Annotated in this window: 19 protein-coding genes; 9 read left to right on the top strand and 10 right to left on the bottom strand. The window is 71.6% G+C overall.

The window, feature by feature from the left end; all coding sequences use genetic code 11:
• Positions 1-189 precede the first annotated feature (189 nt).
• The 6 genes from MFF13_RS07570 to MFF13_RS07545 form a co-directional block, all read right to left on the bottom strand.
• On the bottom strand, positions 190-1,086 hold the full coding sequence (locus tag MFF13_RS07570; RefSeq protein ID WP_238271724.1) for a type II secretion system minor pseudopilin: 897 nt from the start codon (positions 1,084-1,086) through the stop codon (positions 190-192).
• Complete coding sequence (locus MFF13_RS07565) at positions 1,083-1,694, bottom strand: type II secretion system protein GspJ (protein WP_147829466.1); 612 nt, start codon at positions 1,692-1,694, stop codon at positions 1,083-1,085. The genes MFF13_RS07570 and MFF13_RS07565 overlap by 4 nt, the downstream gene beginning before the upstream one ends.
• Positions 1,687-2,088, bottom strand: coding sequence for a prepilin-type N-terminal cleavage/methylation domain-containing protein (locus MFF13_RS07560; protein ID WP_147829469.1), 402 nt, complete (start codon positions 2,086-2,088; stop codon positions 1,687-1,689). The genes MFF13_RS07565 and MFF13_RS07560 overlap by 8 nt, the downstream gene beginning before the upstream one ends.
• Entirely contained in the window at positions 2,085-2,582 is a 498-nt protein-coding gene (locus tag MFF13_RS07555) for a prepilin-type N-terminal cleavage/methylation domain-containing protein (protein WP_187273661.1), read from the bottom strand. Before MFF13_RS07555 ends, MFF13_RS07560 begins: the two co-directional genes overlap by 4 nt.
• 198 nt (positions 2,583-2,780) lie before the next feature.
• Positions 2,781-3,287 carry a prepilin peptidase gene (locus MFF13_RS07550; RefSeq protein ID WP_147829473.1) on the bottom strand — a complete coding sequence of 169 codons (507 nt, stop codon included), beginning with the start codon at positions 3,285-3,287 and terminating at the stop codon, positions 2,781-2,783.
• Positions 3,288-3,291: 4 nt separating this feature from the next.
• Positions 3,292-4,164 (bottom strand): hypothetical protein, encoded by an 873-nt coding sequence (locus tag MFF13_RS07545; RefSeq protein ID WP_238271722.1) that lies wholly within the window; start codon positions 4,162-4,164, stop codon positions 3,292-3,294.
• Between the two features lie 186 nt (positions 4,165-4,350).
• On the opposite strand from MFF13_RS07545, the gene gspG reads away from it, so the two are divergent.
• Entirely contained in the window at positions 4,351-4,794 is a 444-nt protein-coding gene (gene gspG / locus MFF13_RS07540; RefSeq protein ID WP_147763175.1) for a type II secretion system major pseudopilin GspG, read from the top strand.
• A gap of 149 nt (positions 4,795-4,943) precedes the next feature.
• Positions 4,944-7,370, top strand: coding sequence for a type II secretion system secretin GspD (gene gspD, locus MFF13_RS07535; protein WP_238271720.1), 2,427 nt, complete (start codon positions 4,944-4,946; stop codon positions 7,368-7,370).
• A 26-nt stretch (positions 7,371-7,396) separates the two neighbouring features.
• Here the strand turns inward: gspD and MFF13_RS07530 are convergent, their stop codons facing one another.
• From MFF13_RS07530 to MFF13_RS07520, 3 genes are read right to left on the bottom strand one after another with little or no spacing between them, the layout of a single operon-like run.
• A complete protein-coding gene (locus MFF13_RS07530; protein WP_238271712.1) occupies positions 7,397-7,903 on the bottom strand; it encodes a hypothetical protein in 507 nt (168 codons plus the stop codon).
• The gene (locus MFF13_RS07525; protein WP_238271710.1) at positions 7,900-8,439 is read right to left on the bottom strand and encodes a GspMb/PilO family protein; all 540 of its coding nucleotides are present in this window, start codon (positions 8,437-8,439) and stop codon (positions 7,900-7,902) included. The genes MFF13_RS07530 and MFF13_RS07525 overlap by 4 nt, the downstream gene beginning before the upstream one ends.
• Positions 8,436-9,518, bottom strand: coding sequence for a hypothetical protein (locus MFF13_RS07520; protein WP_238271708.1), 1,083 nt, complete (start codon positions 9,516-9,518; stop codon positions 8,436-8,438). Before MFF13_RS07520 ends, MFF13_RS07525 begins: the two co-directional genes overlap by 4 nt.
• Before the next feature lie 152 nt (positions 9,519-9,670).
• Here MFF13_RS07520 and MFF13_RS07515 point away from each other — a divergent pair, with 152 nt between their 5' ends.
• Positions 9,671-11,404: a GspE/PulE family protein gene (locus MFF13_RS07515; RefSeq protein ID WP_147763308.1), complete on the top strand. Its 1,734-nt coding sequence runs from the start codon at positions 9,671-9,673 to the stop codon at positions 11,402-11,404.
• Positions 11,404-12,615, top strand: a complete 1,212-nt coding sequence (locus MFF13_RS07510; protein WP_147763307.1) for a type II secretion system F family protein — start codon at positions 11,404-11,406, stop codon at positions 12,613-12,615. The genes MFF13_RS07515 and MFF13_RS07510 overlap by 1 nt, the downstream gene beginning before the upstream one ends.
• Positions 12,616-12,788: 173 nt before the next feature.
• Here MFF13_RS07510 and MFF13_RS07505 read toward each other — a convergent pair whose 3' ends face one another.
• Positions 12,789-13,223, bottom strand: coding sequence for a hypothetical protein (locus MFF13_RS07505; RefSeq protein ID WP_238271706.1), 435 nt, complete (start codon positions 13,221-13,223; stop codon positions 12,789-12,791).
• Positions 13,224-13,339: 116 nt separating this feature from the next.
• Here MFF13_RS07505 and MFF13_RS07500 point away from each other — a divergent pair, with 116 nt between their 5' ends.
• The 5 genes from MFF13_RS07500 to MFF13_RS07480 form a co-directional block, all read left to right on the top strand.
• Positions 13,340-14,629 (top strand): glycosyltransferase, encoded by a 1,290-nt coding sequence (locus MFF13_RS07500; protein ID WP_147832331.1) that lies wholly within the window; start codon positions 13,340-13,342, stop codon positions 14,627-14,629.
• 258 nt (positions 14,630-14,887) lie between these two features.
• Positions 14,888-15,094 (top strand): ferredoxin, encoded by a 207-nt coding sequence (locus MFF13_RS07495; protein ID WP_147752084.1) that lies wholly within the window; start codon positions 14,888-14,890, stop codon positions 15,092-15,094.
• 20 nt (positions 15,095-15,114) lie between these two features.
• On the top strand, positions 15,115-16,455 hold the full coding sequence (locus tag MFF13_RS07490) for an NAD(P)/FAD-dependent oxidoreductase (RefSeq protein ID WP_238271743.1): 1,341 nt from the start codon (positions 15,115-15,117) through the stop codon (positions 16,453-16,455).
• On the top strand, positions 16,448-17,689 hold the full coding sequence (locus tag MFF13_RS07485) for a cytochrome P450 (protein WP_147832332.1): 1,242 nt from the start codon (positions 16,448-16,450) through the stop codon (positions 17,687-17,689). Before MFF13_RS07490 ends, MFF13_RS07485 begins: the two co-directional genes overlap by 8 nt.
• A 182-nt stretch (positions 17,690-17,871) precedes the next feature.
• The coding region (locus MFF13_RS07480) for a helix-turn-helix domain-containing protein (protein ID WP_238271704.1) at positions 17,872-18,299 on the top strand (428 nt) is incomplete at its 3' end.

The following is an 18,299-nucleotide window of genomic DNA, read 5'->3' as shown; positions in this document are numbered from 1 at the left end:
TTCGGGGAGCTGGGAGGTTGCAGCCGGCTCACGGAGGTCGGAAGATTTTCGCACTCGGCCCGCGAGCCTGTCTGTTTATTCTCGCACCGTTTCGGATTTGCCAACGGATCTGGTTAAGCCGTCGCCTCGGAGCGTCGGCCTCCGTGAAGGCGACGGCGCGGTGCCTGGGACGAGACCGCGAACATCGTCCTAGCGGGCCTGGAGGGCGGCCCCGATCACGCCGCAGGTGGGATGGCCTTCCAAGCCCGGCGGCAGCGTCGGGATGCCCGGCTGCCAGGCCAGGAAATCCATGCCGGAGCTCCCGCCGCCCAGCGCGTAGGTGCCCGAACGTCCGGCGCGGACGCCCTGCTCCTCGACTAGGACGTCGATGCGGAAGTATTGCCGCGGCGACGGCGCCGGGGGCGCCTGCGGGGTTCGCGCGCCCTGCCCTCTTGCGGCCTTGGCCGGGTCCGGCGACGCTCCGGCGACGCGGCCGGATTCATTGTAGATCGTCAGCAACGGCTTGAGCCGCGCGGCGATGTCCTCGGTCATCGAGGGCAGCCGTCCGATCTCGTCGACGCTGACGAACGGCGCGTTGCGCGGCCCGTAGCCGAGGCCGCGCGCCCGGTATTGCGGCGCCTCCGCCCCGCCGCTCGGCTCGGGCACGTCGTCGGCATCGCGATAGTCGACGATCTCCGCGGCGAGCGCCAGCGCGGTGGCGTCGGGGATGCCGGCCCCGCGCAAGGCCGTCTCGAGCCCGGCCCGCGGCGTGGCGTTGAGGTCGACGAGAAGGCCCTGGTCCTGAAGGGCGATCAGCAACCGCTCCCGCGGGGCCAGGTCGCAGGCGATCGGCCGGCCGTCCTCCGGCAACTGCAGGCCGCGGAGGCGGTAGGTCCGCTGGAGGCCGAGGTCGTAGGCGACGAGGCGGGCGATCCCGTCGGCCAGGCCCTGGACCCGGGTGAGGTCGGCGCGGGCCTGCGTCAGGGCGGTGCCGGAGCGGACGCGCATGACGGTCGCGGCCAGGAGGGCGCAGACCACGATCAGGATCGCCAGCACGCAGGGCAGCACGAAGCCCGCCTCGCCGTCGCGGCCGTGCTCCTCGGTCACGGTCGGTCTCCGAGGGCGACGAGGAACGGGGGCCAGCGTCGGCGATCACCTGGGTCGAACGCGATGCGGATCTCGACGAGCTTCGGCGCCCGGTCGGGCCGGGTCCATTGCGCAAGCCAGACGGCCGGCGCGTTGCCGGTCGGCACGCCGAAATAGCGGAAGCTGAGGCCGGTCACGCCGGCAAGCAGCACTTCCTCGTCGCCTGCGCCGACCTCGGCCCCGGGCTCCGCGAGCCGGCGGCGCTCGATCAGGTCGAGGCGGCGATCGGTGCGGGCGGTGCCGGCGAGGGTGACCTGGGTCTCGGCGGGACGCTCGGCGGCCGCATCGGGGGCGATCACGGCGTCGAGGCCGTCGGGACGGCCCAGGAAGAAAGGCCGCCGCCCGTCCGTGCGGCGCCGGACGAGGCTGCCGAGGGTGCGCCGCAGGTGATCGCGGACGGATTGCACCTCCTCGGCGGCGGCGACGCGCCCGGCCGCGCCGGACGCGCGCGATGCGATCTGCAACGTCTGGACGAGCAGGAGACCGATCAGCGAGGCCAGGGCGAGGCAGACGACCACCTCCACCAGCGTGAAGCCGGCCTGGCCCGCCTCTGGCCGCGCCTCATTCACGGATCTCTCCCGGGACGAGCGTCGTGTAGATCGGCCGGCCTTCGACCGGTCCCCGGCTCAAGCGGACGAGCCAGAGCGGCGGGACGCGGCCGAGGCCCATCGCCGGCGCGGCGTCGGCGATGCGCAGGGTCCAGGCCGACCCGTCCGAGAACGTGCCCCGCTCGACGCCCGCCTGGGGCGGCCCCGCCGCGAACCGGGCCAGGACCACCCCCTCCGCCTCGTCGGACGCGACCCGCGCCGCCTCGACGCGCCGGACGCCCATGGCGACCGCCCCGGAGACCTCGATCGCCGCGATCATGGCGAGGGTCGTGATCGCGAAGGCGACCACGACCTCGACGATGGTGAACCCCTCTTCGCCGGGCCCGGCGGGCGGGGCGTTGCGCCGGCCGCTCATGGAAGGTCCCCGCGTCGCACGAGGCCCGTCAGCGCGCTGACGGACAGGACGACGCCGCCCCCTTGCGCGGCCAGCACGATCCGCCCCCCCGTCGAGCTTCCGTCGGGGAGGAGCCAGATCTCGCCGGGGTCGACCTTGCCGCCCGGCCGCGTCTCCATCGTCACCTGCGCGCCGTGAGTCGAGATCGCTCCGGCGCCCGGGCGGGAGCTGAGGAAGCGCTCGGCGCCCGGCTCGAACACCAGCCGCCCACGCCGCCCGGTCCGCATCGCCTCCACCCGCAGCCGGTCGATCTCGGCGGCGATCACGTCGGAGGTGAACGCCATGCGCCGGCCGGCCGAGATGCTGCCCATGCCGCCCAGCGCCAGCGCCGTCGCGATACCCATGATCGCGAGCGTCACGAGCATCTCGATCAGCGTAAAGCCGGCCGTCCCGGAACGGCCGCGGCAGGCCTGAGAGACTTCGTCCTCGGCCCGCCCCTGAGGTCCAGGCTCCACGCAGGAGCGTCCGGAAGCACGTGACGGCAGCCATGGCCCGCCGATGCAGAACCGGCGGGCGGACGGCGCTCGGTAACGGCTCGAGGCCCGTGGGATTCTCATGGCGATCGATCCATAGGACCCTGCGCTTAAGGTTTGCCACTTCCCGCGCCGGACGAGCGGGTCGAAGGACGACAGCGATCGACGGCGGACGCGGCGTCAGAATCCTTGAGGCGCGTGGTGGCCGGCGAGCAAGGCCGCGTGGAGGCCGAGTGCGAGGAAGGGGCCGAACGGCAGTCGGGTCGCCGCCGTGATCCGGGCTCCGGCGAGGCGGCCGACGAGGATCGCGACGAGCGCCGTGACGCTGGCCGTGAGGACGAGAAGGGGCAGGCCCGCAAGCCCGGTCCAGACGGTGGCGGCGCCGAGGAACTTCACGTCGCCGAGCCCGAGGCCGACGCGGCCGCGCAGCCGCGCATGGAGCGCGCGCAGGCCCAGGAACAGGACGAAGGCGAGGCCGGCCTCGGCCAGCCGCAAGGCGAGCGCCGCCGGCTCCGGCTCGCGCCAGGCCGCCACCGCGAGCCCGAGCGCGAAGAGCGCGAGGTTGACGAGATCCGGGATGATCCTGTGGCGCAGGTCGAACGCCGTCGCCGTCAACGTGAGCGGCAGCGGCAGGAGCGCCGCCACGAGCGGGGCGCCGAGGATCGCACCGAGACCGTCCTGCACCATCGGGTCAGCGCCTGGCCAGCCGGTCCGCCTCGATCGCGGCGAAGGCATGCCGGCGCATCGGCGGGACGCGCGCCGGCGGAGCCCGGCCGACCGAGACGAGGGCGCTGTCCGGGATGCGGGGCAGGCGCGACAGCCCCACCCGCACCGCGGCGAGGCCGGCGCTGCGCTCGCGCAGGTGCATCCAGTAGACGTAGGCGCAGATCACCCCCGCCACGACGGCGACGAACCACAGGCCGAGCAGCGGCCCGTAGCCGACGCGGCCGTTCAGCTCGCGCATCAGGCCCATCGCGAAGGCGGCGTACCAGGACACGCCCGAGATGGCGCCGGAGATCAGGAACACCCCCGTGCGCAGGCGCGAGACGCCCTCGAACATCGGCCGGCTGACGTCGCGCAGCACGCCCGGCAGCACCAGGGCATGGATCAGGAGGCCGTTGACGGTCAGCACCACCACCACGCTCACCTTGGCGACCAGCTTGGGGTTGGCGAGCTTCTCGGGCGATTCGAACCAGTACAGCGCGAGGAAGCCGAGACCCGACACCCAGAGCAGGCCGATGCCGACCGACACCACCTTGCTCACGAACAGGAAGGTGCGGGCGATCTCGGCCGGCAGCCCGCCCCAGCGCATCCAGCGCAGAATCCAGAAATCGAGCATGGTCGCCCCGCCGAGGCCGAGGCAGAGCCCGATGAGGTGCAGGCCGACCAGCAGCGTCAGGATGCGGATCGGCGGCAGCGGCGCCGGCATCGGCAGGGTGATCGGCTCCGCCGCGCAGGCCGGCAGGGCCCAGACGAGGCAGCCGGCCACCGCAAGCGCTCCGGCGACGACGGCGCCCGACGACAGGGTCCTAAGAGGGCGCGTGGGTCCGCCGGTCGGGATCATGCGTGTTCCTGGCGGCGCGCCCTGCCGCGCCCGAGTGGTGCCCCAGGCTTGGCAGGAATCCGCTAACAAACATCAAAGAATCCGTTCCTGTCATGCCGCTCGGACGGCTCGTCCGCCCCGCGTGAGGCGGTTCCTTCAGAAAGGCGGCGCATCTTAATTCCCAACCACCACGAACAGGACGCGACGATGACCACCGACACCATCGATCCCCGGGGCGAGGCCGACGCAGGCCAGGCGGGCTTCTCGCTCGTCGAGCTGCTCGTCGTCCTGGCGATCATCGGCATGATCGCGACCATGGTGACGCCGCAGGTGCTGGGCTATCTCGGCCGTGCCAAGGGCGAGACGGCGCGCATCCAGGTCAAGAACATCGCCCAGGCGGTGGAACTCTACTATCTCGATCTCGGCACCTATCCGACCGCGCAGCAGGGCCTGCAGGCGCTGGTGCAGCCGACGGGCCCGAGCTGGCGCGGCCCCTACGTGCGCGACGCGCGCGGCCTCAACGATCCGTGGGGCCGCCCGTATCTTTACCGTAATCCCGCGGTCGGCGGCGGACCCTACGAGGTCTACTCGCTCGGCAGCGACGGCAAGACCGGCGGCACGGGCGACGGGACCGACGTCGCAAGCAACTGATGGTTGCTTTCTCGCGGGAACACGGCCGGCAGGAATACAACCGGTTCCCGGGCGAGGAATTTCCTTAACCTATGGCAAGACGCCGTTAACCATAAAGTCCTAGCGTCGCCCTCGACCCGAACCGGCGGGTGGGGGGGATCGACACGGGCATGAAGCGGCGACGGATCATCAACGTCGCGCTCGCCGGCCTGGTCAGCTGGTCCGCAGCGCCCCCCGCCCGGGCGGCCGAACCGGAACTCGGGTTCCGGCCCGGTTCGAACCCGTCCCATGCCCCGAGCCCTTCCCATGCCCTGATCCGGCGTGGCGACGATCGCTTCACCGGCGGCGAAGCCTCGCGGCAGGAGCCGCAGCTCGGCGGCATGGTCAGCCTCAACCTCGTCGAGGTGCCGCTGCCGGTCGCCGCCAAGGCGGTGCTCGCCGACACGTTCGGGTGGGGCTACACCCTCGACGAGCGCGCCGTCGGCACCATCACCCTTCAGACCGGCGGCCAGGTCACCCGCGACACGCTGCTCTCGATGTTCGAGACGGCGCTGTCGAGCCGCGGGCTCGCCCTGAGGCGGCGCGGCCGCACCGCGCAGATCGTCCCGGGCGGCAAGAGGCCCGGCGCGGTCCAGGGGGTCGGCGCGGAATCCGGCGCGGTGATCGTGCCGATGCGCTGGATCGCGGCGGCCGAGATGCAGGCGATCCTGGCTTCCGTCGCGCCGCGCGACGTGGTGCTGCGCGTGGACCGGGCCCGCAACCTGCTGATCCTGTCGGGCGAGAGCGGGCAGATCCAGGCCCTGCGCCAGACCATCGCCGTGTTCGACGTCGACTGGATGCGCGGCATGTCCACGGCGATGCTGCCGGTGCGCTCCTCCAATCCGGGCTCGCTCGCCCGCGACCTCACCCAGATCTTCGGCGGCGAGGCGGCCGGCACCGGCGACGTCATCCGCTTCATTCCCAACGAACCGCTCAACGCGGTGCTCGTGGTGAGCTCCCGCGCCACCTATCTCGACCGCGCCCGGGTCTGGCTTGAGCAGCTCGAAGGCCTCGCGGCCGAGCGCAAGCGCCAGCTCTTCGTCTATCGAATCCAGAACCGGTCAGCGAAGGAGCTGGCGCTTGTGCTGCAGGGCGTGGTCGCGGCGGAAACCGGCGGCAGCGTCGGCGTCTCGAGCGGTCTCGGCTACGGCGGCGGCGGAGGCTACGGCGCCGCCGGAGGCTATGGCGGCGCGGGCCTCGCCCCCGGCGGGATGGGGCCGGGGGGCTTCGGCGGCGGCGGACAGGCCGGGTTCGGCGGGCTCGGCGCGGGCGGCCCCACCGCACCCGGAGGCGGGTTCGGCGGCGGAGGGCTCGGGACCGAACCGGGCGCCCTCGGAGGCGGAGGCGGTTTCGGGGGCGGGGCGAGTCCCGCGGCCGGGGGCGGGTATGGGCCCGGAGGGAGCCTCGCTGCCGCGGCGACGGAGCCGGGCGCCGGCTTCGGCGGTGCGCCGGCTATCGCGGGCGGCGCTGGCGCGGGTTACGGGGCGGGCGCGGGTTACGGAGCCGGAGCGTCCGCCTACGGTGGCGGCTACGGGGCCGACATGGGGATGGGCCGCAACGGGCGGCGCGACGTCGTCGGCATCGTCGCCGACGAGGCGAACAACAGCCTCGTGATCTCGGCGACGCGCAACCAGTACGACAAGATCCTCAGGATTCTCGGCCGCCTCGATGCGATGCCGACCCAGGTGCTCTTGGAGACGGTGATCGCCGAGGTGACCCTGAACGACGAGCTGCGGTTCGGCGTGCAGTGGTTCCTCAAGAACCGGGGCGCGCAGTTCAACCTCGCCCAGGCCGCGACCGTGGGGGCGGCCGCCGCCACCGGCGGCACCGCGGCCCTGCTCGGTGCGGCGACCCGCGGGGTGACGGGCTTCAACTACCTCTTGAACGCCAGCGACTTCAACGTCGTGCTGAACGCGCTCGAAGGCGTGACGCGGGTCAACGTGATCTCGTCGCCCAACATCACCGTGCTCGACAACCGCACCGCAAAGCTTCAGGTCGGCGACCAGGTGCCGATCGTCAAGCAGAGCGGCCAGAGCGCGCTCTCCACCAACGCCCCGATCCTCAACGAGATCGAGATGAAGGATACCGGCGTGATCCTCTCGGTCACGCCGCGAGTGAACAAGAACGGCCTCGTGGTGCTCGACATCAACCAGGAGGTCAGCGACGTGGTGCCGACGACGACCTCGTCGATCAACTCGCCGACCATCCGCCAGCGCAAGGTGGCGACGAGCGTGGCGGTGAACGACGGCCACAGCCTCGCCATCGGCGGTCTCGTCCAGGAAAAGGCGCAGATCACCAACGAGAGCGTGCCGGTGCTCGGCGACATGCCGCTGTTCGGTCCGGCCTTCCGCAACCGCGTCGATACGCGGGTGCGGACGGAGCTGATCGTGTTCATCCGGCCGAAGGTGATCCGCGGCACGGTCGAGGCGGACCGCATCGCCCAGGATTTCCGCGACCAGTTCCGCGCGATGATGCCGGTCCGCCCGGTGCCCGCCCCGCCGCCCATGGCGATCACGCCCAACGGCAGCCAGGGCGTTCTGCGCCGGATGCTCGACTGAGAGGTCGGCCCGACCCGGGCGGCCCGTCAGGGCCGTAGCGCCGGAGCGGCCTCGGATGCCGCCTTGCGCTTCGGGCGCAGGATCGCGGGCGGCCCCATGAACTCCGTCGCGTAGGTGACGCCGTCCTGGACCAGCTTCACGCGATCCGGCCCGACCTCGACCACCTGCCAGCCGTTGCGCCCCTCGCCCTGCCCGAGCCAGGCGGGTTCGCCGCCGCCGTCGTCGATCAGCGCGCGCCTGGGACCGCCGTCGCGGCGGATGCCGCGCAGGGTGAGGATCGGCCGGGGCGGATCGCTCGCCAGCACCGCATCGCGACTGCCTCGGGCGGTCCAGGGGCGCCGGCCCGGATCGAACAGCGGCCGGGCCAGGGCCGCCGCCCCCGCCGGCGTGGTCTGCTGCGGGATCGGCGACGGCCCCGGCGGCGGAAGCGTGACCGGCCAGGCGTAGGCGGCCGCGGCGGCCGCAGCCGCGAGCGCGAACAGCAGGCGCGGGCCGCCGCTCGTCTCGGTGAGGAAGGCGGTGGGACTGGTCACGGCGTGCCTCCCAGTGCGGCGCTTCCCGGCTCCGGCAGGAGCACACCGCGCACGGTGAGGGCGAGGCGCAGCCCGGTCGGGCGTTCGAGGTCGGGGTCGGCCGGACGCTCGACGCGGATTTCGGCCTCCTCGACGGCGACGAGCGGGGCTTGCGTCTCAAGCGCGTCGAGCAGGCCTTGCAGCGCGTCCGCCGTCCCGCGCAGGGACGCACGCAGGCGCGGCAGCGCCGGACGGGCCGGGTCCGCTTCGAGCTCGGCCCGGTCGATCACGGCGGCACGCTCGGCGACGAGCGCGTCGAGGCGGCCGCGAAAGGCCCCGAGCAGGGCGTCGGCGCCGTTGCCGACGAGCGGCACCGGGACCGGCGGCCGGGCCGCCGCCTCGCGGGCGCGGACGAGCGCGTCGCGGCTCGCCGCGATCCGGTCGGCCGTCTCCCAGGCGTCGAGCACCGGCCCGACAGCGAGGGCGAGCAGCAAGCCGCCCCCGGCGAGCGCGGCCAGCACGGGGCGGGCGGTCAGGTGGGCGAGGGTCGGGCTCATGGCTGCTTCCGGCCTGGCATCCGCGGCAGCGCGACGACGAGCCATCGCCCGCCCTGGAACGGCGTCGCCTCGCGCAAGGCCGGCGTGCCGAAGCCCGAAACGCTGCCGAGCGCACCCAGCACCGCGGCCTCGTCCGGCGCGACGAGGGTCAGGACGACGCCCTCGGCATCGATGCGCAGGCTCTGCGCCGAAGCGGCGTCCGGCAGGGCGGCGGCGATGGCGTCCCAGGTTCGCGCGAGCGGAGGACCACGCTCGGCCAGGATCGCGGCGGTGCCCGCCTGGACCAGCGGCTTCGCCGACGGCCCGGCCGCGCGGCGGGCGGCCAGGAACGCCTCGTCGAGGCCGGCGAGCGTCGCCTCCTGCTGCGCGCGGAGCGACAGGAAGGCGACGACCATCAGCAACAGCGCCCCGCCGACCAGGGCGAGGTTGCCGGCGCCGGCCCCGCGCAGGAAGCCGGGTAAGGCGCGGTGCCCGTCGCTGAGCAGGTCGAGGGGCATGGTGCGGTCCTCGGCCGCCCCGACGACGATCGCATCGAGCTGCAGGCCGGCCCGGTCGAGGGTGCCGAGCAGCGGCGCGAGGCGGGCGCGCTTCAGGACGACGTGGCGCACGCGGAGCGTGGCGGTCTCCGCATCCTCGCCCTCCACGTACCAGTCGCCGTGCACGGCCTCGCTGCGGAACGGCGTCGCCGCCTCGAGTTCCTGGGCGAGGACGGCGCGCATCCGCGGCAGCGCCGCGCTCGGCAGGGTCAGGGTGCGGATGAAGCAGGAGGCGGGGTCGACCCGGATGCGGACGTTCAGGCCCGGCCGGCCGCCGCGGATCGCCGCAAGCCGCTCCGCGAGGTCCTCCGCCTCGGCGTCGAGGTGATAGGTCCGGGGCGTCTCGCCGCGCTGGTCGATCACCGTCAGCGCCGTGGTGCCCGGCACGCCGAGGCCGATCGTCAGGGGGCCGGGTTCCCGGTCGAGGCGCGGGTCGGTGAGACCGAGCAGACGCGACGCCTCGTCGAGGCTCGGGCGCAGGGCGGAGCCGCGGAGCCGCGCGCGCAGGCCCCGATCGGGCCGGAAGACGCCTGAGAGGTTCAAACGGCTCGTCCCGCTGCGCGGCACGAAGCGTCCGCTGCAAGAAATGTTAAGCCTGCGGTGTTTCCATTCGCTTAAGCGCGATGCCGACCTGCCTGCCGCGGTGCGACCTGCCTGCCGCGGTGCGGGATCCGGTACGCCGGGGTGCCGTGGCGATGCTGGACGTCTGGGGATCGAAGAGCCGGCCCGTGCGGGCGCGGCCGGACCGGCGCGCCCCCGAGCGCGACCGGGGCGATGCGGCGCGGGCCTTCGTCGAAGGCCTCGCCGAGAGCGGGGTCCTCGATGCGGGCGGCCTCGATCGCGCGCGGGCGGCCCTCGACCTGCCCGGCCGCCGCTCGGTGCCGGCCCTGCTGATCGAACTCGGCCTCCTCCACGAGACCACCCTCGTCACCGCCCTCTCGGACGCCACCGGACTCGCGATCCTGCGCGACGACGAGCTGCCGCCGAGCCCGGTCCTGCCGGAGGCGATCGGCGCCGACTACTGCGCCCGCGCCCGGGTGCTGCCGCTGCTGGCGGAGCCCGACCGTCTCGTCGTCGCCATCGTCGACGCCTTCGACGCGGAGACGACGGCCGCGCTCGAGCACCTGACCGACCGCCTGGTCGAGCGCCGGCTCGTGGGCCCGAGCGCCTTCGAGCGCTCGCATCGCGCAGTCTACGGCGACGTGCCCGGCGCCGACCAGGAGGACGGCGGCGAAGACGACCTCACGCGGCTGCAGGACGTGGCGAGCCAGGCGCCGATCGTCCGCCTCGCCGCGCGCCTCGTGCGCAAGGCGTTCGAGCTCTCGGCCTCGGACATCCACCTGGAGGCGGAGGAAGCGGACATGCGCGTCCGCTACCGCGTCGACGGCGTGCTGGTGGAGGCCGAGCGGCTCGCCAAGTCGGTGCAGCTCGCCCTGACCACGCGCATCAAGATCCAGGCCGGCCTCAACATCGCCGAGCGCCGCCTGCCCCAGGACGGGCGCATGAAGGCGCCGGACCGCGGCCAGGACGTGGACATCCGCGTCTCGACCCTGCCAACCGCCCACGGCGAAAGCGTGGTCCTGCGCGTGCTCGACGGTTCGCGCCGGGTCGAGGACTTCACCTCCCTCGGCTTCGACGCGCCGGCGATCGCCCGCATCGGGGCGATGACGAGCCGCCCCAACGGCCTCGTCCTCGTCACCGGGCCGACCGGTTCCGGCAAGACCACCACGCTCTACGCGGCCCTGCGGCGCATCAACGGGCCCCATCTCAAGGTCGTCACCGTCGAGGACCCGGTCGAGTATCGGATGGCCGGCGTCAACCAGGTCCAGGCCCATCCCGGCATCGGCCTCGACTTCGCCGCGGCGTTGCGCTCGATCCTGCGCCAGGACCCGGACGTGGTGATGATCGGCGAGATCCGCGACGGCGAGACCGCCCGCATCGCGGTCCAGGCGGCGTTGACCGGCCACCTCGTCGTCTCGACGCTCCACACCAACTCCGCGCCGGCCACCGTCACCCGGCTGATGGACATGGGCGTCGAGCCCTACCTGCTCGCCGCGGTGCTGAACGGCGTGGTCGCCCAGCGCCTGGTCCGCCGGCTCTGCCCGGCCTGCGCCCGCGACGAGCCGGCGACCGACCAGGAGCGTCTGCGCCTACGCGTCGCGCCCGGCACGCCGCTCAGCCTGAAGCGCGCCTGCGGCTGCGAGGCGTGCACCGGCACCGGTTATCGCGGCCGCATGGTCGTGTCCGAGATCATGCCCCTCGACGGGCGCCTGCGCGGCCTCATCACCGCGTCGGCCGGCGAGCAGGCCATCGCCGCCGCGGCGCATGAGGCGGGAATGGCGAGCCTCGCCGAGACCGGGCGCGCCCGCGTGATCGCCGGCGAGACGACTCTCGACGAGATCGGGCGCGTGCTGGAAGGATCGGTCTGATGGCGGCGTTCGCGTACAAGGCCTACGCCGCAGACGGCCGCGCGCGCAGCGGCCGGGTCGAGGCCGAGAGCCGCCAGCGGGCGGTGGCGCAGCTGCGGCTGGACGGCCTCCAGGTCTTCGCCATCGAGGCCGCGGCCGAGGCGATCCCGTTCTGGCGCCGGGACCTGCTCGGCCGCGACCGGGTGAACGACGCGGCCCGCATCGCCTTCCTGAAGGAGTTCGGAACCCTCGTCGCCGCGGGGCTGACCGTGGACCGGGCGCTGCGCCTGGTCGAGCGGCAGGCGTCGGGGGCGTTGAAGCCGATCATCGCCGACGTGCTCGAGCGGGTGGTCGGCGGAGCCTCGCTGTCACGGGCGATGGCGTCCCATCCTCAAGCCTTCCCGGCCGACATGGTCGACATCCTGCGCGCGGGCGAGGCGACCGGCACCCTCGTCGACGTGCTGGCCTCGCTCACCGCCTCGATCGAGCGCCGCGACGCCGTGCGCCGCCACCTCTCCTCCGCACTGATCTACCCGGCGCTGCTCGTGCTGATGGCGATCGGCACCCTCGTCATGATCGTCGGCGTGCTGGTGCCCGCGCTGGCGCCGCTGTTCGAGGGCAGCGGCCGCGAGCCGCCCTTCGCGATCCGCGCCGCGGGCGCCCTCGGCGCCGGCCTCTCGGCCGGCTGGCCGTTCCTCCTCGCCGGCACCGCCGCGCTCGCCCTCGGCCTCGCGCAGACCTGGCGCAAGCCCGGTTTCGCCGCAGGCCGCAGCCGGCTCGCCCTGCGGCTGCCGTTGCTGCGCAGCATCGTGGTCGGGGTCGAGCTCGGCCGGATCTGCCGTGTCCTCGGGACGCTGCTGCAGGCGGAGGTCCCGATCCCGGATGCGGTGGCGGCGACGCGCCCGCTCGCAAACAACCGGATCTTCCGGCAGGCGCTGGACGAGGCAGGCCGCCGCCTCACCGAGGGCGGCACCCTCGCCTCCGGCCTCTCCAGCCTGAAAGCCTACGCGCCTTCGACCCTCAACCTCATCGCCAGCGGCGAGCAGGTGAACCGCCTCGGCAGCGTCCTGATCCACGCCGCCGAGATGCACGAGACCCAGACCCGCCAGCGCATCGACCGCCTCCTCGCCCTGATCACGCCGCTGGTCACGATCGCCATCGGCGGCCTGATCGGCGGCCTCATCGTCTCGGTGATGGGCGCGATCCTGAGCGTGGGGCAACTGGCTCAGTGAGTGGTTGATGCCGGTGACGGGGTCGGCTGGTCGTGGCGTCGAGTTAAGAGATCCTCGGTTTGCCGTTGAGATTGTACGGCGGCTGGCTGAGGCACCCGGCGCGTCGGCCTCGCAGTCCATTAATCGTTCCAGACGTCATCCTCTTTGTACGACGTAGATCCAAGGCTGACCCCCTATTTATGACTGATATTGACTCGTTTCGGTGAAGCGGGAGCGATGACGCCGAGTATGTTAGGTTCGACCATCCTCGGCTGCCTATCGCGACTCTCGGGCGAGGGAGTGGCGGAGTAGAACCGGTAGGATTCAAGGACGCTTATTTTGTCGTTGGTTCCGGTGGTCGTCGCTGCACCTGCCGGACGGAAGCCTAGATCATCGCAGGCCCGCAATTGCGGTGCCGAAGCGTGAGGCATCCATGTCCGCGACAGATTGCCGAGCGCGTTGCTCGCCGCCCCTGCCGCGCGGATCTCACGCTGGAGTTCCTCCACGAACTCACCAAAGGCATTCGAGGCCGCGGCCCCAGCATCCGTGAGGCCCGCCGCCTGTCGGGACCGATCGATCACGAACCGGGCCTGCGTGGAATCGGTGTCGTCGACGATCGCCCGCGCCATCGCAACCACGGAGCCGCGTGTGCTGGCACACTTGGTCGCGATTAGGGCACGTAACCGTTGGGTGCAGTGCAGCGTACTCACTGCATCGCAATCGAATTTTTAAGGGACGCACCGCCATGAAGGTGCTGATCGCAGCCACGGCCTTGACCGGGCACGTCAACCCGCTGCTCGCGGTCGGCCGACTTCTGGCCGCACGCGGGGACGTGGTCGTCATGACTACGGTCGAACGATTCCGGAAAAAGGCCGAGGCCGCGGGCCTACGGTTTTCGCCCATCGACGACGACCATGCCGCCGAATATCGCGCGATCGATCTGCCGGCGGGCCCGGAGCGTTATCGGCTGGAATTCGCGCGACGCTTCATCGATCCCATCCCGCACCAGACGGACGCCCTGCGTCGGCTGATCGACGACGAGCAGCCCGATGTCGTCGTCGCGGGAAGCATGTTCCTCGGCGTGCTGCCCCTGTTGCTCGATTCCAAGCCGCGCCCGCCGATCGTCGTCCTGAACGTGAGTTTCCTGTTCCTCGACAGGCCTGACGAGGCGCCCGTCGGCCTCGGCCTGCCGCCGGCGAAGGATTCCGCCGAGCAGGCCCGTTACGCGGTCCTCAAGGCCGGCATGGACGCAGCCTTCGCCGATCCCGTGCGCGTCTACGCGAACGATCAACTCGCGCGCCTCGGCGTACCGGCTCTGCCGGCCGCGCTGCCTCATTCCATCGCCACGCTGCCGGACCTGTTCCTCCAGCAGACCGTGCCGGGCTTCGAGTACGATTTCGGGACGCTGCCGCCCAACCTGCGTTTCACCGGCCTGCTGCCGGTGACGAACGCCGACGTGCCGCTTCCGGATTGGTGGGCGACCCGCGACCTCGGCAAGCCCGTGGTTCTGGTCACGCAAGGCACCCTCGCCAACGCCGACTTCGGCGAACTGATCGAGCCGACCTTGGCGGCGCTGGCGGACCGCGACGACCTCCTCGTCGTCGCGACCACGGGAGGGCGCCCGGTCGAGGCCCTTCGCGGGCCGATCCCGAGCAACGCCCGCATCGCCCCCTTTCTTCCGTTCGACGCGATGCTGTCCGACGTCGCCGTCCTCGTGACGAACGGCGGTTACGGCAGCGTCTCGCAGGCCCTCGCAGCCGGCGTGCCGATCGTCTCGTCCGGGCTGACCGAGGACAAGGCGGAGATCGGCGCGCGCATCGAGTGGTCGGGCGCCGGCCTCAACCTGGCCGCCAACGCTCCGACCGTCGACGCGCTTCGCGACGCGATCGGCACGGTTCTCGCGCAACCGCGTTTCCGCATGCGTGCCGAGGCCTTGGCTCAGGACTTCGCCCGCCTCGATTCGAGACAGGCCGTTCTTTCGGGGATCGACGATGTCGTTCGCGGCGGGCGCGTCGTCAGGGGGATCGCAGCATGACGACAACGCCGATCTGCCGCAGCGCCAGACTTGAATCCGGTGCAAATCGGTCCGCCTACGCTATGCTACGGAGACCTGGGCTGACTGCATTTGCGGCCACGCTCGTCCTGGCTGTGACGACCGGCCTGCCCATGGGATCCGCTGCTAAACTGATTCCGCAGGCCGACGATCAGGACGGCCCCTTCCTTGGCATTTGACGAACAGCGACCCAACCCGATGACGCTCGTTCCTCAGACCATCGATGATGCGGAAGTCCCCTTGCGCGTCGTGGTCGACCTGAACCGTTGTCAGGGCTATGCGCAGTGCTGCTTTGCGGCGCCGGGAGTCTTCGACGTGCGGGGCCATGAGATCCTGTTCTACGATCCGGCGCCCCCCCGCGCCCGTCGGGGCGAGATCGAACGCGCCGTCCATGCCTGCCCCGTCCGCGCCATACGCATGCAGGCCGAGCCTGGAGTGACCCAGTGAGCGGCGTCGACACGCCCGGCATGATCGTCGTGGGCGCGTCGCTCGCCGGCCTCCACGGCGCGGAAGCCTTGCGCCTCAACGGTTATCGAGGCCGCATCACGATCGTAGGCGACGAACCGCACCGCCCCTACGACCGGCCGCCTCTGTCGAAACACGTCCTCTCCGGCGAACTGGCCGCGGACGCGACCGAGCTTCCGCAACGCGCAGACCTCGACGCGCGCTGGATGCTGGGTCAGGCCGTGATCGGCCTCGATCGTCACGCGCACACGATCGGCCTCGCGGACGGGGCGGTGCTTGCCTACGACAAGCTGCTCGTCACGACCGGCGCGCGGGCCCGCCCCTGGCCGGTGGAGTCCGGCGGCACGCTCGGCAACATCTTCACCCTGCGCGGCCGTGACGACGCCGCGCGCCTGCGTGCAGCCCTGGTCGCGGGTCCGTCTCGCATCCTCATCGTCGGCGCCGGCCTGATCGGTTGCGAGGCGGCCTCCTGCTGCCGCAGCCTGGGATTGCCGGTCACCCTGATCGATCCAAACCTGACCCCGCTCGCCCGCTCCCTCGGTACGTGGGTCGGCGGCGTGATCGCGGACTGTCTCAAGGATGCCGGCGTCACGTATCGTCCGAACGCACAGGTGCTGCGCTTCGAGGGCGACGCGACCGGCCGGGTGGTTCGCGCCCACCTTGCGGACGAGCATGTCGTCGAGGCCGACCTAGTCATCGTCGCGCTCGGCGCCGTCCGGGAGACGGGGTGGCTGAAGGCGGCCGGCCTGATGGCCGATGCCAGCGGCTTGACCTGCGATGCTGCGTGCCGAACCCTGGACGCCGATGGCGCGCCGTGCCCGGACATCTACGCGGCCGGAGACGTGGCGCGATGGCCGATCTCCCTCTACGGGGATCGGCTGATCTCGGTGGAGCACTGGGGCAACGCCGTCGCGCAAGGCGGCCATGCGGCACGCAACATGCTGGCGCCGGCCGACGACCAACGCCCCTACGACCATCTCCCGGCGTTCTGGTCGAGCCAATTCGGGATCAACATCAAGGCCGTCGGCCTCAGCGAGGGAGCGGATACGGTCGCGATCGTTCACGGCTCGCGCGCCTCGCGACGCTTCCTCGCCGTCTACGGCCGCGAGGGGCGCAGCATCAGTGCCGTGTCGTTCGATCAGGCCCGGTGGCTCCCCGCGTATGCGGAGGCGATCCGGATCGGCGGCGCCTTCCCGCCGATCCGCGATGCGAGCGATCAGGATCGCATCGTCTCCGGGCTCCCCGGCTTCCCGCCGCCGCGCCGAGTCTCCGGGTCACAAGTCTCCGGGTCACAAGTCTCCGGCTCACATGTCTCCCGTTCCGACGAGGCTCGTCATGCCTGAGGACACGCTGTTTGCCGAGGTGCTGGACCCGGCCAACCGAGCCGATCCCTATCCGATCTACGCGCGGCTGCGGGAGAAGCCTGTCTCGCGCCAGAGCGACGGCAGCGTCGTGGTGAGCACCCATGCGGCGATCCGCAGCCTGATCTTCGATCCGCGGCTCAGTTCCGAGGATCTGCCGCCCTCGCGCCGCCCGCGGACCGGAAACCCGATCAAGGATTGGCTGCTCAACCCGATCAAGGACCGCATCGTCACCGCGCATCGCCCGCTGATCTTCCGCGATCCACCCGATCACGACACCCTGCGCGGCGTCGTCATGCGGGAATTCTCCGTGACGCGGGTGCAGGCCCTGAGGCAGCGTGTCGAACGCGACGTCGACGCGCTGATCGAAGATTGCCGGGGACGCGACGAGATCTGCCTCGTGGAGGATTTCTCCTACCCGCTGCCGGTCGCCGTGATCTGCGACATGCTCGGAGTGCCGGAGAAGGACGAGCCGCAATTCCAGTCCTGGGCTTCGCAACTCGCCACCGCGCTGGAGCCCGATACCCGCCACGACGAGGCCAGCCGGCACCGGACGGCCGCCGCCTTCGACGCCATCTCCGGCTACATGCGTGCGCTGATCCGCGAGAAGCGCCGGCGGCCCACGCCCGACCTGCTCAGCGCGCTGGCTGCACCGCCTCCCAATGGCAAGCCGGCCATGGGCGATTTCGATCTGATCTCGACGGCGATCCTGCTGCTCGTGGCGGGCCACGAGACGACGGTGAACCTGATCACCAACGGCATGCTCACGCTGCTGCGCCATCCCCACGAATGGGACAAGCTCCGGGCCGACCCCGAGCGGGCCCCGCGGGTCATCGAGGAATTGCTCCGCTACGAACCGCCGGTGCACTTCCGAACCCGCAAGGCGCTGGGCACCATCGAAATCGCCGGACATACCATTCCGAAGGGTGCCCCCGTCATCCTGCTGTTTGCCGCCGCGAACCGCGATCCCGCCCGCTTCGCCGACCCCGACCGCTTCGATCCCGATCGTGACGACGTCCAGCATTTCGGCTTCGGCGGCGGACTTCACTACTGCATGGGGGCGCCGCTCGCGCGGATCGAAACCGAAATCGCCCTCGTGGCCCTCAGCCGCCGCCTCGTGGCACCCCGGCTTTTGTCGGATCCGCCGCCCTATCGGAGCGGTGCTTCGCTACGCGGTCCCGAACAGCTTGGCATCGGGATCGGCGGCGTCGTTTGAAGGGCTTTGCGGTGTGGGGGCGCCGCCTGAAATGCGGTCTTCTTTGAAGGCAGACTTCCCGGATACCGGCGGCGGCTCGACTTCGTTCAGAAACTCGATTTTTGGCCGAGATTGACTAAAAGTGGCCTTATACCAAGCCCCGTTGAACGTGATTCACGTGAGGTAGCATCGCGATCCAGGTCGTGATTCTCTTTTCAGGTTTGGAGCCTGAGGAGGATGTGATGGCTGCTCCGGTGCCACTGCGATCGGATTATGATGCCGAAAGTTTGCGCGCTCTGGCCAAGGGTTCGCGCAATCCGGCCCAGACCCGCCGCCTGTTGGCGCTGTCGGTGATCTCGGCGGGCGGCTCGCGCTCGGAGGCGGCCGAGATCGGCGGGGTCGGGTTGCAGACGGTGCGTGACTGGGTGTTGGCCTTCAACGCGGCTGGTCCGGACGGGCTGATCGACGGCAAGGCGCCTGGTGCCCGTCCGCGCCTGAACGCCGGGCAGCGCGATGTCCTGAAGGCCCTAATCGAACAAGGGCCGACGCCCGCCGCTCACGGCGTAGTGCGCTGGCGCTTGTGCGATCTGGCGCAGATCCTGGCCGAGGATCTGATCCTCCCCCGGTTCCA

The sequence above is a fragment of the Methylobacterium cerastii genome (assembly GCF_022179125.1).
GTDB lineage: Bacteria > Pseudomonadota > Alphaproteobacteria > Rhizobiales > Beijerinckiaceae > Methylobacterium > Methylobacterium cerastii.
This window is presented reverse-complemented; position numbering and strand designations above follow the sequence as displayed.

Excerpts from the sequence above, each read along its gene's own strand:
- MFF13_RS07490 (WP_238271743.1), top strand. The coding sequence starts at position 15,115 with ATGATCGTCGTGGGCGCGTCGCTCGCCGGCCTCCACGGCGCGGAAGCC.
- MFF13_RS07500 (WP_147832331.1), top strand. The coding sequence starts at position 13,340 with ATGAAGGTGCTGATCGCAGCCACGGCCTTGACCGGGCACGTCAACCCG.
- MFF13_RS07485 (WP_147832332.1), top strand. The coding sequence starts at position 16,448 with ATGCCTGAGGACACGCTGTTTGCCGAGGTGCTGGACCCGGCCAACCGA.
- MFF13_RS07525 (WP_238271710.1), bottom strand. The coding sequence starts at position 8,439 with ATGAGCCCGACCCTCGCCCACCTGACCGCCCGCCCCGTGCTGGCCGCG.
- MFF13_RS07510 (WP_147763307.1), top strand. The coding sequence starts at position 11,404 with ATGGCGGCGTTCGCGTACAAGGCCTACGCCGCAGACGGCCGCGCGCGC.
- gspD (WP_238271720.1), top strand. The coding sequence starts at position 4,944 with ATGAAGCGGCGACGGATCATCAACGTCGCGCTCGCCGGCCTGGTCAGC.
- gspG (WP_147763175.1), top strand. The coding sequence starts at position 4,351 with ATGACCACCGACACCATCGATCCCCGGGGCGAGGCCGACGCAGGCCAG.
- MFF13_RS07505 (WP_238271706.1), bottom strand. The coding sequence starts at position 13,223 with ATGGCGCGGGCGATCGTCGACGACACCGATTCCACGCAGGCCCGGTTC.
- MFF13_RS07560 (WP_147829469.1), bottom strand. The coding sequence starts at position 2,088 with ATGAGCGGCCGGCGCAACGCCCCGCCCGCCGGGCCCGGCGAAGAGGGG.
- MFF13_RS07550 (WP_147829473.1), bottom strand. The coding sequence starts at position 3,287 with ATGGTGCAGGACGGTCTCGGTGCGATCCTCGGCGCCCCGCTCGTGGCG.
- MFF13_RS07515 (WP_147763308.1), top strand. The coding sequence starts at position 9,671 with ATGCTGGACGTCTGGGGATCGAAGAGCCGGCCCGTGCGGGCGCGGCCG.
- MFF13_RS07545 (WP_238271722.1), bottom strand. The coding sequence starts at position 4,164 with ATGATCCCGACCGGCGGACCCACGCGCCCTCTTAGGACCCTGTCGTCG.